General features: G+C 58.8%; 11 protein-coding genes. 5 read left to right on the top strand and 6 right to left on the bottom strand.

Annotated elements, in window-relative coordinates; all coding sequences use genetic code 11:
• Nucleotides 1-39: 39 nt before the first annotated feature.
• The gene (locus tag ACIONG_RS12580; RefSeq protein WP_401299736.1) at nucleotides 40-3,117 is read right to left on the bottom strand and encodes a hypothetical protein; all 3,078 of its coding nucleotides are present in this window, start codon (nucleotides 3,115-3,117) and stop codon (nucleotides 40-42) included.
• Nucleotides 3,118-3,589: 472 nt separating this feature from the next.
• Here ACIONG_RS12580 and ACIONG_RS12575 point away from each other — a divergent pair, with 472 nt between their 5' ends.
• Nucleotides 3,590-3,964 carry a DUF6124 family protein gene (locus tag ACIONG_RS12575; protein WP_401299733.1) on the top strand — a complete coding sequence of 125 codons (375 nt, stop codon included), beginning with the start codon at nucleotides 3,590-3,592 and terminating at the stop codon, nucleotides 3,962-3,964.
• A 269-nt stretch (nucleotides 3,965-4,233) separates the two neighbouring features.
• On the opposite strand, the gene ACIONG_RS12570 is transcribed toward ACIONG_RS12575, so the two are convergent.
• Together ACIONG_RS12570 and ACIONG_RS12565 are read right to left on the bottom strand one after the other, a co-directional pair.
• Nucleotides 4,234-4,593 (bottom strand): PilZ domain-containing protein, encoded by a 360-nt coding sequence (locus tag ACIONG_RS12570; protein ID WP_103306426.1) that lies wholly within the window; start codon nucleotides 4,591-4,593, stop codon nucleotides 4,234-4,236.
• Between the two features lie 233 nt (nucleotides 4,594-4,826).
• Nucleotides 4,827-5,213, bottom strand: coding sequence for a tol-pal system YbgF family protein (locus ACIONG_RS12565; protein ID WP_007951249.1), 387 nt, complete (start codon nucleotides 5,211-5,213; stop codon nucleotides 4,827-4,829).
• Nucleotides 5,214-5,400: 187 nt separating this feature from the next.
• On the opposite strand from ACIONG_RS12565, the gene pyk reads away from it, so the two are divergent.
• The 3 genes from pyk to ACIONG_RS12550 all read left to right on the top strand — a co-directional run bounded on the left by pyk (nucleotide 5,401) and on the right by ACIONG_RS12550 (nucleotide 9,768).
• Nucleotides 5,401-6,852 (top strand): pyruvate kinase, encoded by a 1,452-nt coding sequence (gene pyk / locus ACIONG_RS12560; RefSeq protein ID WP_401299728.1) that lies wholly within the window; start codon nucleotides 5,401-5,403, stop codon nucleotides 6,850-6,852.
• Nucleotides 6,853-7,081: 229 nt separating this feature from the next.
• A complete protein-coding gene (locus ACIONG_RS12555; protein ID WP_401299725.1) occupies nucleotides 7,082-8,371 on the top strand; it encodes a hypothetical protein in 1,290 nt (429 codons plus the stop codon).
• A 104-nt stretch (nucleotides 8,372-8,475) separates the two neighbouring features.
• The gene (locus ACIONG_RS12550) at nucleotides 8,476-9,768 is read left to right on the top strand and encodes a hypothetical protein (protein ID WP_401299722.1); all 1,293 of its coding nucleotides are present in this window, start codon (nucleotides 8,476-8,478) and stop codon (nucleotides 9,766-9,768) included.
• 213 nt (nucleotides 9,769-9,981) lie between these two features.
• On the opposite strand, the gene ACIONG_RS12545 is transcribed toward ACIONG_RS12550, so the two are convergent.
• The 3 genes from ACIONG_RS12545 to ACIONG_RS12535 form a co-directional block, all read right to left on the bottom strand.
• Nucleotides 9,982-10,731, bottom strand: coding sequence for an enoyl-CoA hydratase-related protein (locus ACIONG_RS12545; protein ID WP_401299719.1), 750 nt, complete (start codon nucleotides 10,729-10,731; stop codon nucleotides 9,982-9,984).
• A gap of 172 nt (nucleotides 10,732-10,903) precedes the next feature.
• The gene (locus ACIONG_RS12540; protein ID WP_103306421.1) at nucleotides 10,904-11,839 is read right to left on the bottom strand and encodes an iron-sulfur-binding ferredoxin reductase; all 936 of its coding nucleotides are present in this window, start codon (nucleotides 11,837-11,839) and stop codon (nucleotides 10,904-10,906) included.
• Nucleotides 11,832-12,938 (bottom strand): diguanylate cyclase, encoded by a 1,107-nt coding sequence (locus tag ACIONG_RS12535; RefSeq protein WP_213026429.1) that lies wholly within the window; start codon nucleotides 12,936-12,938, stop codon nucleotides 11,832-11,834. The genes ACIONG_RS12540 and ACIONG_RS12535 overlap by 8 nt, the downstream gene beginning before the upstream one ends.
• 536 nt (nucleotides 12,939-13,474) lie before the next feature.
• Here ACIONG_RS12535 and ACIONG_RS12530 point away from each other — a divergent pair.
• Nucleotides 13,475-14,445 (top strand): fumarate hydratase (locus tag ACIONG_RS12530; RefSeq protein WP_401299714.1); only part of this gene is annotated, 971 nt, incomplete at its 3' end.

Here is a 14,445-nt window from a genome sequence, read left to right as displayed (position 1 = left end):
TCTGACAGGTTTTAAGACCGTTCGTCGGGAAACGCAGACTCAGGTATCTACCGAAGGCGGCCGCGCGGGCTCGACTTCAAAGCGTTGGCTGTCGACCCAATCGGAAACCGTCGCGCCGTCCGCACCGTCAGTTATGTCCTGCTGGAATCGGTACCAGTTGCCCGCGCCCGGCAAGGACTGCGTCGACTCACCGGACCATTTGTCACTGGCGATGGGCACCTCCGGCACCCACTTCACATCCGGGTTGTACCAGCTCACCACCTTGCCCCTGCCCTTACGGCCGCGGCCGGCAAACTGCAGCGGATGACTGACCCAGCGACCCGCCGCCGGCTCGTCGAGGGTGGGCAGATAAGTCCCCAGCACGACGGGGCGCGTAGCGGCGAGCGAGGCAAACTCACCCAGCGATGCCACCGCTTCAAGGGTCCGCCGCCCACCCACGAGTGAGCTGAAATCCCGCGTCACCGACCAGGTGCGATCCTCCAGCACGCGTGTATTGGCCTGTATCGAACGCCCGCCGGCGGCCACTGTCACCGTGACACTGTCGCCCGGCACACCGAAGCCTGACACCACCGTCGACCGCCCGATGTGGCCGTCCGCGACCGGCGTCTCGATAAACGGCGCGGCCGGGACGACGTCATAGTTCAACAACGCGGTAATGTCCGATTCCCGCAACTTGCCACCTTCATCCATAAACGTTTGCCGCGCCCAGATGGTTTTGCTGCCCACTGGCAACGTGACGTCGACTTCCCACTCGCCGTTCCCGTCCACCGCGATGTCCGTGAGCCAAGGCCCGGGGCGCCCCTCCAGAAAGACCTCGACGCGCCCGTTCACCATGCCCTTCCCCATAAGCGTCGCCGTACGCGGCAGCTTGCCTTCGGGGGTTGGCTGGGTAATTTCCGGGGGTAACAGCACCACTTCAAAACTGTGCCGGTCACTGGGCTCCGAAGGCCGGCCCTTGAGGGTTTGCCGGGCATCGATGGTGTAGATCGCAAAATCCAGTTGGCTCAGGTCAATCGACCAGACGCCGTCCTGACTCAGTACTTTGGGCGCACCGAGAGGACGGTCGAAACGGACATCTCGCAACTGCAGCGTCGCGCCCGCCATTCCGTTTTCGCCCCCGACAGTGACCACACGACCGACTTTCGAATCGGCATCCGGCTTGGTGATTGTCGGTTTGAGCATGGCCACGAGAACCGTGAAGGTCTTGCTCGCTTTTTCTGATGTTTGCTTGCCAACGACCTGAAAGACCTCGACGGTATGCAATACATCCGGAGCGAATTCCTTGGCTCGCTGGAAAGCCCAGTTGCCGTTCGAGACGGTTGCCAGATGCTCTTCGGGGCTGTCGCTGAATTTGACCTTCACCACCGCTCCCGGCCAGCACGTGCCGCTGAGCCTGGGTGAAAGGCCATCCTCGACCGGGTCGTTCAGGCCGGGGGCCAAGGGGGGGATAGTGACGGTGTGATTAATGCCCTTGGTGGTCTGTGCATCCTTTGATTGCCTGATCAGAAGGACGCGCTCAAACGTCGGGCCCCATTCCGTCGGCGCCGTGCTTGTCCATAGGGTATTCCTCACAACAACGTCGGGCAGGTCTGTGATGCTCCCATCACTGTTCAACAGCTTGACCGTGGCTCCGTCCATGCCTGTGCCGCTGATGGTTGGTTTATAGCTGGAGGTGGAGATCACATTGCTGACTTCAGGCAGAACTTTACTGAAGCCGGGTCTTATGGGTGCCGAAGGGATCCAGCCGCTTGCGCCGTCGTCAACCTTTTGAATGATGCTGAGCGAGTAAATGCCGAAAGGCCAGTTGGGCACCGTGACCTCCCACTTGCCATCCACCACTGGAACAGAAGGTATCGCAGGTGCATCAGGCCCACTGACACGAGTGATCTCGACTGTTGCCCCCGAATATCCGCTCCCCGCAAATTTTATCGAGCCGTCAAGGGGGGTGTTTATTGAGACATTCGAGACCGGCGCGGGGCGGACTTTGAATGCTCGCGCATCAGTTCTGCCGGAGTGCTCGTCGACGCCAGCAACAAACTGTTCTGCCTTCAGACTCAGAGGACCCGGCGTCATGTCCGGGACAGTGACACGCCATCCTTCTGTGCCCCCTATAACCGGGCCGGTGGCAACAACACTGTGCCCCTGCGTATCGCGCAGAATCTCGACAGTAGCCCCACGCATGCCTTTTGAACCTTCAATTGTGAAGGTTGTATCCACCACTGCGCCTGCAGCAGGGTAAAGAATCAAGGGGGGATGGATGACATTAAGCCATATCGCATCGGACTCAACTTCAATGCCCCCCATTTGCGCTTTGACAAGCAGCCGAACCCGACCTTCTGGCAAATAATCATTTGGCGGTCTGTACCAATTACCATTGCTAACGTTAGCTTGGCCGTATTGCTTGGTTCCGCCCGGTTCAGTACTGAAAAGAGTGACGCTTGAACCGTCCAGACCATTACCCCGAAATAACGGCGTTTTTCCCACAATCGCTTCGTTAGCGGGAAGTTCGATCTGCGGGGTCAAAACCTGCACCGTTACAGTTTCCGAAACAGCACTACTCACGTCCTGATGCCAAAAAACGAAGAGGCTCAGAGTTCTCGGTTGTCCTGAAGTCGAGATCTGAATTGAAAATCTGCCGGCGCCATCAGCGGTCCCTTCACCAATAGGTTGATGATCCTGGCGCTCACACACCACCTTCGAATGAGGTGCACAACCACTCCCCGTGAGCTGGAATGTGCGCCCGACGACCTGGTTGGCATGCTTCGGGTCGATGACGGGGGCCGAGGTGTTATAAACCGTCCACACTGCGGTATACATATAAGAGCCCGGATACATCTCCCATTGCAGAACCCGAAATTGGTTTCTCCCGGGGGGCAGGGGATTTCTGAACGTCAGTTCAAATAGCCCATCTCCGCCCATTTGCCGCTCATCACCCAAGTCTGTTTCTGCGTAGGCCCCGATAATTTTTACGTTGCGTCTCGCATGACCACCACCAGTGACCTTGACGGGGTTTCTCACGCCCGCACCGAAGGAGGGTGTAAGGATGTAAGGCGGTGAGTCGAGGGTTTCGGCATCATCGGATGCGCCTTTTACAGGCTCTTCCTCAAAGGTCGCCATGGTCAGTTCCTTCTGGTGGGTGGGGGCGGGATGGCTTGCCGGAAGCCATTAAATACGCCCCCGCCCCTGCGCTACGCACCTGTAAAATCTGACAGTCCCGACGAACGGTCGCGTACGAAAAAAGCCGTTTTGCCCCCACCGGCAACGTCCTCATCCGCAGGCTACGCCGGGTTGCGCCTTTGCCTACACATCCCTCAGAATCCGCCGGCTTGTGCGCTTTGCCGATGCCCCGTAACTTGATCCGTGCCGCTGCCAATCAGTGGTCGGGTTTAGTCGCCCGGTGGTTGAAATGATGTGTATAAGCGTCATCCAGTCGGGTATTCCCTATCCCCGCACTCGATGGTGGCTGTACGCAGGGCGCCTTCGGGTGCGCCGGGATTCATTTCTCCACCGGTCGACTAACCTGCGTCCAGCCGCCACCCTCATTCGTTTAGTCGCGAACCGGAGGCGGCCCATTACCGGAGAAATGACTATGTGCAAAGAGACGCCGAATCCCCCCGAAACCGACGACTCGGTTTCCCCCTACAAATCAACCCAATCGAAAAAACTCCACGAGGCCGCCGAAAAAGCCCTCGACCACTACCTCAAACCCACCGTCTCATCCTCACGCAATTCCGTGGATCGCGGCATGCAGATGTTCATGATCGCCCCCGACCTCAACCGCGAAGCCGTGGCCATTCAGACCTACGAAACGTTTTCTTCGGTGAGCATTCTGCTGCTGGATCTGGCGGACAGCCTGGACGACAAGCCGCGACATCTGGCGATGGCGATTTATCAATTGAGCGAGATGGGTTTGTTGCTGGCGGAGCAGGCGCTGGATAACGAGCGGGCGATTGCCGTGACCTGATCGTCAACCCGGCGGCGCCAGAACTGACGCCATCGCGGGCAAGCCCGCTCCCACAGGTTCTGCGAGCGGACACAGCATCAGTGAACGACGCAAAACCCTGTGGGAGCTGGCTTGCCAGCGATGCCGTGACCTGACTGTCAACCTTGCGGCGCCGGAACTGACGCCATCGCGGGCAAGCCCGCTCCCACAGGTTCACAGCATCAGTGAACGACGCAAAACCTGTGGGAGCTGGCTTGCCAGCGATAGCAATGGTGAAGGCGCCGCAGCACTCAGGCCGAAGCCGGCAACGGCTGAAAACTGAAGTATTGCTTCAATGCCCCGACCAGTTGCCCGTACTCCGGCGGCGGTCGTTGCAGGCTGAAGCCAGCATCGTAATGCAGGGGTGTGGCGTCTTCATGGCACCACAGGCAACACGCGGTGAGGTCGATCACCTGCTGGCAGCCGTCGTCGCATGGGATTTTCAGACGCAGATTGAAATCCGCCCCGATCATCATTGGCAACTGGCTGATCAACATCAGCCCGTCCTCGGACACATTGCCGAGAAAGCCGATGGGTTTGTCGGTGACGCTGTTGAATACCCTGAGGAAATACGGCAGCTGATGCCGTTCGATTCGGCGGTCGGTAAACATGCGCAGTTCGCCATGCAAGGCTCCATCACAGAGCCGCACCTTTGCTTCGGAACGCGCCTGTGTGGCTGACGCGCTCTCCCCGCTTCCGGTGTGACGGTCGCTAAATCGCCGTCACCTGACAACTCGCCAGTCGCAGGTGTTGCACGGGCACATTAGAGACTCGGCTCTAAACCCGATTGATTCGACTATAGCTCAGGCTGTACAACCGGCCAGCTTTTGTATGACAACTGCCATCAAAAGCGCGTCGGACGCACCACGGCAGCGGCGCTGCGCGTCGGGTAATGACCCAGGCTCTGCAGGGTTTCCAGACGGGCGCGGGCGCGGTAGGCGTATTCGCTATTGGGGTACGAGGCGATGATGAATTGATAAGTCTGCGCCGCATCGACAAACATCTTTTGCCGTTCCAGGCACTGGCCGCGCATCATCGACACTTCCGGCCACACGTACGGGCGGGCACGGCTGGCGCGTTCGACCTTGGACAGTTCGAGCATCACCTGCTCGCAATTGCCGCGATCGTAGGCGCTGTAGGCATTGTTCAAATGATGGTTCATCGACCAACGGGTGCAGCCCGTCACGGCGAGGACGCTGAGGGCAAGGGCGGCAATGGGTACGAATCGCATGAGGGTTCTCCTGTCTTGTGCTCTGTATCGACCCATCGTCGGAAATCTTCAGAACCGTTTGCGCCGATTGTCGCGTTGGTGCGGTAGTCGCGTTCAATAAAGAAAACGATAAGTAGTGCAAACGAACAATGACTACACCCTTCGAGCATAGTAGCCTTCGCTAGCGCTTGAACTCAGGAGTCTTTGCATGTCCGTCCGTCGTACCAAAATCGTCGCTACCCTTGGCCCGGCCAGTAACTCGCCGGAAGTTCTCGAACAGCTGATTCTGGCTGGTCTGGACGTTGCCCGTCTGAACTTCTCCCACGGCACCCCCGACGAGCACAAGGCTCGCGCGAAACTGGTGCGTGACCTGGCAGCCAAGCACGGCCGCTTCGTCGCCCTGCTCGGTGACCTGCAAGGCCCGAAAATCCGTATCGCCAAATTCGCCAACAAGAAGATCGAGCTGAAGATCGGTGACAAGTTCACCTTCTCCACCAGCCATCCGTTGACCGAAGGCAACCAGCAAGTGGTCGGCATCGACTACCCGGACCTGGTGAAAGACTGCGGCGTGGGCGACGAGCTGCTGCTCGACGACGGCCGCGTGGTAATGCGCGTTGAAACCGCCACCGCCACAGAATTGCATTGCGTGGTGACCATCGGCGGCCCGTTGTCCGATCACAAAGGCATCAACCGTCGCGGTGGCGGCCTGACCGCGCCGGCCCTGACTGAAAAAGACAAGGCCGATATCAAGCTCGCCGCAGAAATGGAAGTCGACTACCTCGCGGTGTCCTGCCCGCGTGACGCCGCCGACATGAACTACGCCCGTCAACTGCGCGACGAGGCCGGCGGCACTGCCTGGCTGGTGGCGAAGATCGAACGCGCCGAAGCCGTGGCCGACGACGAAACCCTCGACGGTCTGATCCAGGCTTCCGATGCAGTGATGGTTGCCCGTGGTGACCTCGGTGTAGAAATCGGCGACGCCGAGCTGGTAGGCATTCAGAAGAAAATCATTCTGCACGCACGCCGCCACAACAAGGCTGTGATCGTTGCGACCCAGATGATGGAGTCGATGATCCAGAACCCGATGCCGACCCGCGCCGAAGTGTCCGACGTGGCCAACGCCGTGCTCGACTACACCGACGCCGTGATGCTCTCGGCTGAATCCGCCGCTGGCCTGTACCCGCTGGAAGCTGTGCAAGCGATGGCGCGTATCTGCGTCGGCGCTGAAAAGCACCCGACCGGCAAGACCTCCAGCCACCGCATCGGCAAGGAATTCACCCGCTGCGACGAAAGCATCGCGCTGGCGACCATGTACACCGCCAACCACTTCCCGGGTGTCAAAGCGATCATCGCCCTGACCGAAAGTGGCTACACCCCGCTGATCATGTCGCGCATCCGTTCCTCGGTGCCGATCTACGCCTACTCGCCACACCGCGAGACTCAGGCGCGCGCCGCGATGTTCCGTGGCGTGTACACCATCCCGTTCGATCCGGCTTCGCTGGAACCGCACGAAGTCAGCCAGAAAGCGATCGACGAACTGGTCAAACGCGGCGTTGTGGAAAAAGGCGACTGGGTCATCCTGACCAAGGGCGACAGCTACCACACCACCGGCGGCACCAACGGCATGAAGATCCTGCACGTGGGCGACCCGCAGGTCTGACGCGGGCAAGCCCGCGCCCACAGGTTTTGCGTGGGACCGAGTGATCGGTGGTTCGAAAAACGAAAGCCCCGGCATGTGAATGCCGGGGCTTTTGTTTTTCTCAGGCAGACGCTGGCGAAGGCTGCGATCGCTTTGGGTGAAAGGGTTTGTCAACTGTCAGTTCTGACAGTTGACCAGAGTCGGTATCAGGTAGCTACTCGAGTAAACCCGTTCACTGAAGGAGTGCCACATGGACAGTACATCTCTACCAACCCGCCAGGCCGGCACCTTCGATGAGAGCTTCGCCGACGGCGGCGTCTTTCTTTTGAATACCCAAGAGGCGGGACTGAACCGCATCATGGGTGTAATGGCGACATCCAGTCATCTGTACTTCTGTGGCTCCAGCACGTTGAATCCGCTCAATAGTCGCTACCTGCTAGGTCGAATGTGGCCAGATGGATCGTTGGACGACACCTTCGGGGCGAACGGCATTGTCCGAGCTTCTTTTGGCGGCACACAAGAGTCCACCAGTCGATCCATTGCAATTTGCAGTGACGGGAAATTGCTCCTGACTGGCTCGGTTGCCTACAGAAGTCCTGCACTGGCGCGTTACTACCCTGACGGCAGGCTGGATCGCAGTTTTGGCACCGCAGGGCACGTCATCCTGCCACTGCCGGAAGAGATTGATGAGCAGGTGGCACTCGACATCCAAGGCGAGAGTCAAGACTCTGCTTGCACGGTGACACCACTGGCAGACGGAAAAATCCTGGTAGTACGCAACTATGTCATCACTCATGGAGCAGATACACGCGCCTTCGTTTTTCTGCTCAACAGCGATGGTTCGCTCGATACAACCTTCAATCAAAAAGGCTATGTGCAAGTCCTTTATCCCGGTGCAACGCCAGCGGACGTGGGACTTGCCAGCGGGTCGACTGACTCGAACGGGCGCATCATGGTGTGTGGCCGATTGATGCTCAGCGATGAGTCAACCTATACGCCCTTGTTGGCCCGATACACCCGCGATGGTCGCCTTGATACCAGCTTCGGCGAGAAAGGCTTTGTCGTTTATTCTGATGCGCCGCGGTTAAAGGCAGGCCTGGTGGCGGTTATCGGGCAACCGAACAATCGATTGCTGGGGATCGGCATCACCGAAGATGGCGAACAAGGCGTACTGGTCAGCCTCGAACCGGATGGCAGCGCGAATATTCAGTTCAATCGTGGCCAACCACTGCTCACTCGCCTGGATAACACCACTACCCGCTGGAAAGGTGGGGTTATGCAGGCCGATGGCAAGATCGTATTGGCGGGCCAGATCAAGCACCCGGATCAACGTTCCGAAGCCGTGGTGGTGCGCTTGCTCAGCGATGGATTGTTGGATTCGACGTTCAATAACGTCGGATGGGCCAGCACACCGGTGCTCAAGACGCCCCTCACCCACGCAGTAGTCCTGCAGGCAGATGGAAAAATAGTCGTTGCAGGCGAGACGGGCACCACTAGAAATACGCAGGGGTTCCTGCTCCGTTTCCATGCCAGCAATTAGTGCGGCTCTGCCCCTCATTACCCTTCCAGGCGATATCTGAACCCACCCTCCAATTGTTTGGTACGAGTTTGGACGCGCCTGGATATTTCATGAAGGCAATAGACATGAACATGACTGTTAATACAGTACTGGTCGATGGTCAATTTGATCCGTCTTTTGGCGAGGCCGGGACTGTACGCCTGGATAAAGTGGACCCGAACGGTGTTTTACTGAACCCCGAAACATGCATTACTGACCCAATGGGGCGAATTTATATTGCGGGATCACTCGGTGACGGGCCAAATTATAATAATTACTTTTGTCTGCGACTGACCTCAGAGGGTATCGTCGACACTGCCTTTGGTATTGCGGGATATGCCAGTGGAAGTTTTTATAACGGCGGCAACCACGATAAAAATTTGGCGGCTACCAAGATAGACATACTCGCAGATGGCAAAATATTGCTGACTGCTGCTCTTTATAATCCGCCGACGCTTCGAGGTCTGGTACGTCTGAATCTGGATGGCAGCCTGGATCTCGGGTTTGGCGAAGACGGCAAAGTTGTTATCGACTTTACCGACAACGATTCAACAAATGCCCCCTCTCCTCGCTCATCGCAAGATCAACAGCACAGCGGTACCTTGGCCCTTCCTGACGGAAAGATAATGCTGTGGAAAGACATCTGGAGTCGCGAAGAAATCTATACGGTTGTCGCGCGGCTCCACGAAAATGGAGCTATTGATACCGGCTTTAACCGAACCGGCTTCGTAAAAATACCGGGTATCGCCGGTTTTAAAGAAACATACGTGCAGTCAATATTGCTGGAAAACGACGGGACGTATACGGTGAGTGGTTTCTGCCACACAGTACATGATCAGATGTTATCGATGGTCACCAGACTGATGCCTGATGGGAAAACAGACCTTTCTTTTGCCGACAACGGCTATTTAATTATCAGTTCGCAAGATTATAGGCTGAGCACTGCTGGAGCTATTCGACAGACCAATAATCGACTTTTGGCTTTTGGCGGTGCAACTCAACACCCTGAGTCGTCAGGATTATTAATCAGTCGAGAAGTCGACGGCAGCGAAAATATCCAATTCAACCGTGGCTTACCCTTGATAACCCATTTGGCTGACCGAAGATTGGCATGGAGAGGCGCCCTGATTCAAAGCGACGGCAAGATTCTTGTCCATGGATATTCAGAAGCTGAACATCACGTTACAACAACCGTTGTCGCTCGATTTACGGATGCCGGTGAACTTGATCCAGACTTTGGCGCTGGCACTGGCGGGTTGATGTTCGAGCTTCGCTCCTCATCGCTGGCATGGCTTAAAGATAATAAAGTTTTGATTCTCGGGTTTGAACCCGACGGAATCGTCATTCGTCATTTCATTGCGCGGGGCCTGATTGGATAACGGAACTTCAAGGTCTGGTTTGCATTTTCAGGGGCGTAGCTGACTTAAAACCGGTTGCCCTGCAATGTGGTTGACAGGGCTTTTTTGATACTGCCCCACAAGATGTGGTGTTTGATCGGACCTGTTGGCGAGCAAGCCTCCTCCCACAGTTGAAATCCGTTCTGCTGTGGGAGGGCGCTTGCTCCCGAAGAGGCCGGCACAGTCAGCGAAGATTCAATGCCGTTTGATAAACCCGGTCAACGCCGCCAATGCCTCCGGCGAACGCAGTCGCTGAGTGAACAACGCACCCTCCTCCTCGATCACTTTACGGATCAACTCGCGGTCCGGTGCTTTCATCAATTGCTTGCTGATGCGGACAGCTTCCGGCGGCAGCTCATCAAAACGCAACGCCATCTCCCGTGCCTTGGCCAATGCAGCTTCGCCGCTGCCCAACGCCTCTGTGGCGATGCCCCACTGGGCGGCCTGTTCGCCGCTGAAACCTTCGCCGAGCAGCAACAACTCTGCCGCTTTGGCCTGCCCTAGCAAGCGCGGCAAGATCAGGCTGGAAGCGAACTCCGGGCACAACCCGAGGTTGACGAACGGCATGCGCAAGCGCGCATCGCGGCTGACGTAAACCAGATCGCAATGCAGCAACATTGTCGTACCAATCCCCACCGCCGCCCCAGCCACGGCGGCGATCACCGGTTTGCGGCATTCGAGCAGATTGAGCATGAAGTGGAACACCGGGCTGTCGAGATCACTCGGCGGTTGCTGGATGAAATCGGCAATATCGTTGCCAGCGGTGAAGCATTCGCTGCTGCCAGTGATCAGCACGGCGTTTATTTGCGGATCGCTGTCAGCCTGTTTCAACGCCTCGGCGAGATGGCTGTACATGGCCCGGGTCAGGGCGTTTTTCTTGTCCGGGCGGTTGAGACGCAGGGTCAACAAACCGCGTTCGCGTTCCAGCAAAATGGCTTCGGTCATGACATTTCTCGACAGTTCAGGCCAGCGAAGATCACTGTGGTGAGGGGATTTATCCCCGATGGGCTGCGCAGCGGCCCCAGACTATTGTGAGTGCTGCAGACTCAATCGGGGCGGTGCGACGTTTCGCTAAATCCCCTCGCCACAGGATCTCTCGAACCAATGAATTCAGCGTTCAACCACGGGACAAGAACACATCGGCCAGCAGTTGATTGCGCGGCAGTCCAGCCAGGTACAGGCGTCGGGCGAAGGCGTCGACACTGGCCGTCGAGCCGCAGACTAAGGCCAGGGTTTGCCGGGAAACAAGGCGCAGTTGCGCCAAAGCGGCGGCTGACTCGGCCGCTGTCCACAGCTCGACGCTGAGGTTTTCGCGCTGCGCAGCCAATGCCGCGAGGGGTTTGGCCAGATAGTGCCCTTCGGCATCATGGGCCAGGTGAATGACGCGGATGGCGCCTTGGTGATCCTGACGCAAGGCTTCGCGCAGCACGCCGAACAATGGGCCCAGGCCCGTACCGGCAGCCAGCAGCCACAGCGGTCGGGTGTGCCAGTCAGCGTCGTAATGCAGCGCGCCGCCGCGCAGTTCGCCGAGACGGATCGAGTCGCCGATCTGCAAGCGCCGCGCCGCATCGCTGAATTCCCCAGGCTGGCGACAGTCGAGGTGGAACTCCAGAAAGCGGTCTTCTTCCGGCAGGCTGGCCAGCGAATACGGCCGGGCAATGTGATCGATCCATAACACCAGATGTTGCCCGGCGCTGTAGCGCAGCGGCCGTTGCGGGGTCAGGCGCAGGCGCAGAACACTGTCGCTGAGCCAGTCCAGTGCTTCGACCACCGCCGGGCGACCGTCGGCGAGCGGGTCGAAGGTGTGCACCTGCAAGTCTTCGATCACCTGACACTGGCAGGCCAGCCGCCAACCCTGCTGGCGCTGCTCGGCGCTCAAGGCATCCGGGCGATTGTCGGCAGGCAGGCCTTGTACGCACTGAACCAGACACGCATGGCAACTGCCGGCACGACAGCTATAAGGCACAGCCACACCGTTCTGATTGAGGGCGTCGAGCAGATTGCTGCCCGCCGCCACCGACCATTGCCGTTCTGCGACACGAAGTTCAGGCATCGACGTTCTCCCACGCGGCCGCACAGCGATTGCGTCCGTCACGCTTGGCCCGATAGAGCGCCTGATCGGCACGCTGCAAGGCGTCATCCAGATCATCGCCCAACGCCAACAGGGTCATGCCGGCCGACAGGCTGAGGTTGCGTACATTCAGGCCGATCAGTTCGACATCGGTGAAGGCGATCCGCAGACGCTCGCAGCAAGCGGTCAGCCGTTCGGCATTGCAGTCGGGCAGCAACACGACGAATTCTTCACCACCATAACGTGCCAGCACATCGCCGTCGCGCAGGCAGGCCTGAGCGACGCCGGCAAACGCCTGCAACACCTGATCGCCGGCGGCGTGGCCGTGCAAGTCGTTGATGCGTTTGAAATGGTCGAGGTCGATCAGTGCCAGGCCGTGCACGACGTCGCTGTCCATCGCATTCAGCTCGCGCGAGGCCAGGCGCAGAAAATGCCGGCGGTTGAACAGGCCGGTCAGTTCGTCGGTGGCCACCAGATCTTCAAGCTGGCGCATCATCCCGCGCAACGTGTCTTGGTGCGCTTGCAAGGCAAAGCGGCGCTGGCGCATGCGTTGGCGCGACACCTGGACGAAACGCGCATAAATCACCAGCCATGCCAGCACCATGGCGAGGATGCACACCTGCAAGGCGGCGAGTGCCGGCTCACGCAAGCGGTAGTGATAAGCGTCCCACAGGGTGATTGCGCAGAAGCTGAAGAACACCAGCAGCGCACAGCGGATAAACGCCCGCCGGCTCAGATGGAACAGACCGAACAGCAGAATCAGCACATAGAACACCAGGAAGGCACTGCGCGCTTCATCCAGATGGGCGATCAGCCAGGTCTGCCAGCCGAGTCCGAGCAAGACTTGCCCCTCGGTCAGGCTGGGGTCGGCGAAGCGCAGGTTGCGCCCACTCCAGAACAGCACGAACAGGACGGCCTGACTGATCACCACCAGCGCGCTGCCGATGGCGATAGCACTCAGGGACTGCTCGTAATGACCGGTGAAAAACGCCAGCCACAGCAGCAGCAAAGCCAATCCATAGGTGGCTGCAGCGAGGGCAAAGCGTTTGAGCAAAAGACGTTGAATGGCGTTATGGGTCAATCGTTGACTCACCGTGCGATTGGAGGCTGACCGAGTGTCCTACTCTACAGACCGGCTGCCACTTTAGTGGCGTAGTCGATAAATGACCACCGATTTTCGGGCTCGAAATTTGACGTCAAAAAAGCCCCTTTAAAAGCCCCTCACCCTAGCCCTCTCCCGGAGGTAGAGGGAACTGACCGAGTTGTTTATCCGAGGTATACCGACCTGAAACATCGCGGCGAACTCAGGTTTTGAATAGCACGAAGATCGGCTCCCTTTCCCCCTCGCCCCCTTGGGGGCGGTCCGACGTTTCGGGAGGGCTGGGGTGAGGGGGTAGCTCTTGAAGTGCAAACCCCATGTCCGATATTCGCCCAGCCATGCGACCAACGAATGACTGCCGGCGCGTGTATGCCCCTTTGATGCGCGGTATACTGCCGCGCCTTTTTAGCGTCGCGCCAGCAGCCCCGGCGTGCCTTGAAAGGTGCTTGCGACCGACCGATGCACCCAAGCCGCAGGCACCTTATTGAATGTTCCCGTCTTTTAGAGGAGCGCGACTCATGACCGTGATCAAGCAAGACGACCTGATTCAGAGCGTTGCCGACGCCCTGCAGTTCATTTCCTATTACCACCCCGTGGATTTCATCCAGGCGATGCACGAAGCCTACCTGCGCGAAGAATCGCCAGCGGCGCGTGACTCGATGGCGCAGATCCTGATCAACTCGCGCATGTGCGCAACCGGCCACCGCCCGATCTGCCAGGACACCGGTATCGTTACCGTGTTCGTGCGTGTCGGCATGGACGTGCGCTGGGATGGCGCCACCATGGGCCTGGACGACATGATCAACGAAGGCGTGCGTCGCGCCTACAACCTGCCGGAAAACGTCCTGCGTGCCTCGATCCTCGCCGACCCGGCGGGCGCTCGCAAAAACACCAAGGACAACACCCCTGCCGTGATTCACTACTCCATCGTCCCGGGCAACACCGTGGAAGTGGACGTGGCGGCCAAGGGCGGCGGTTCCGAGAACAAGTCGAAAATGGCCATGCTCAACCCGTCCGACTCGATCGTTGACTGGGTGCTGAAGACCGTTCCGACTATGGGCGCCGGCTGGTGCCCACCGGGCATGCTCGGCATCGGCATCGGCGGCACCGCCGAGAAAGCCGCGGTCATGGCCAAGGAAGTGTTGATGGAATCGATCGACATCCACGAACTGAAGGCCCGTGGCCCGCAGAACCGCATCGAAGAAATGCGTCTGGAGCTGTTCGAGAAGGTCAACCAGTTGGGCATCGGCGCCCAGGGCCTCGGTGGCCTGACCACCGTGCTCGACGTGAAGATCATGGACTACCCGACCCACGCCGCCTCGCTGCCGGTGTGCATGATCCCGAACTGCGCCGCCACCCGTCACGCGCACTTTGTGCTCGACGGTTCCGGCCCGGCCTCGCTGGAAGCGCCACCACTGGACGCCTACCCGGAAATCGTCTGGGAAGCCGGCCCGTCGGCCCGTCGCGTCAACCTCGACACCCTGACCCC

It is taken from the genome of Pseudomonas sp. NPDC087817 (assembly GCF_044742875.1).
Taxonomy (GTDB): Bacteria; Pseudomonadota; Gammaproteobacteria; order Pseudomonadales; family Pseudomonadaceae; genus Aquipseudomonas.
The sequence above is the reverse complement of the archived record's forward strand: the minus strand, read 5'-3'. Positions and strand labels throughout refer to the sequence as shown.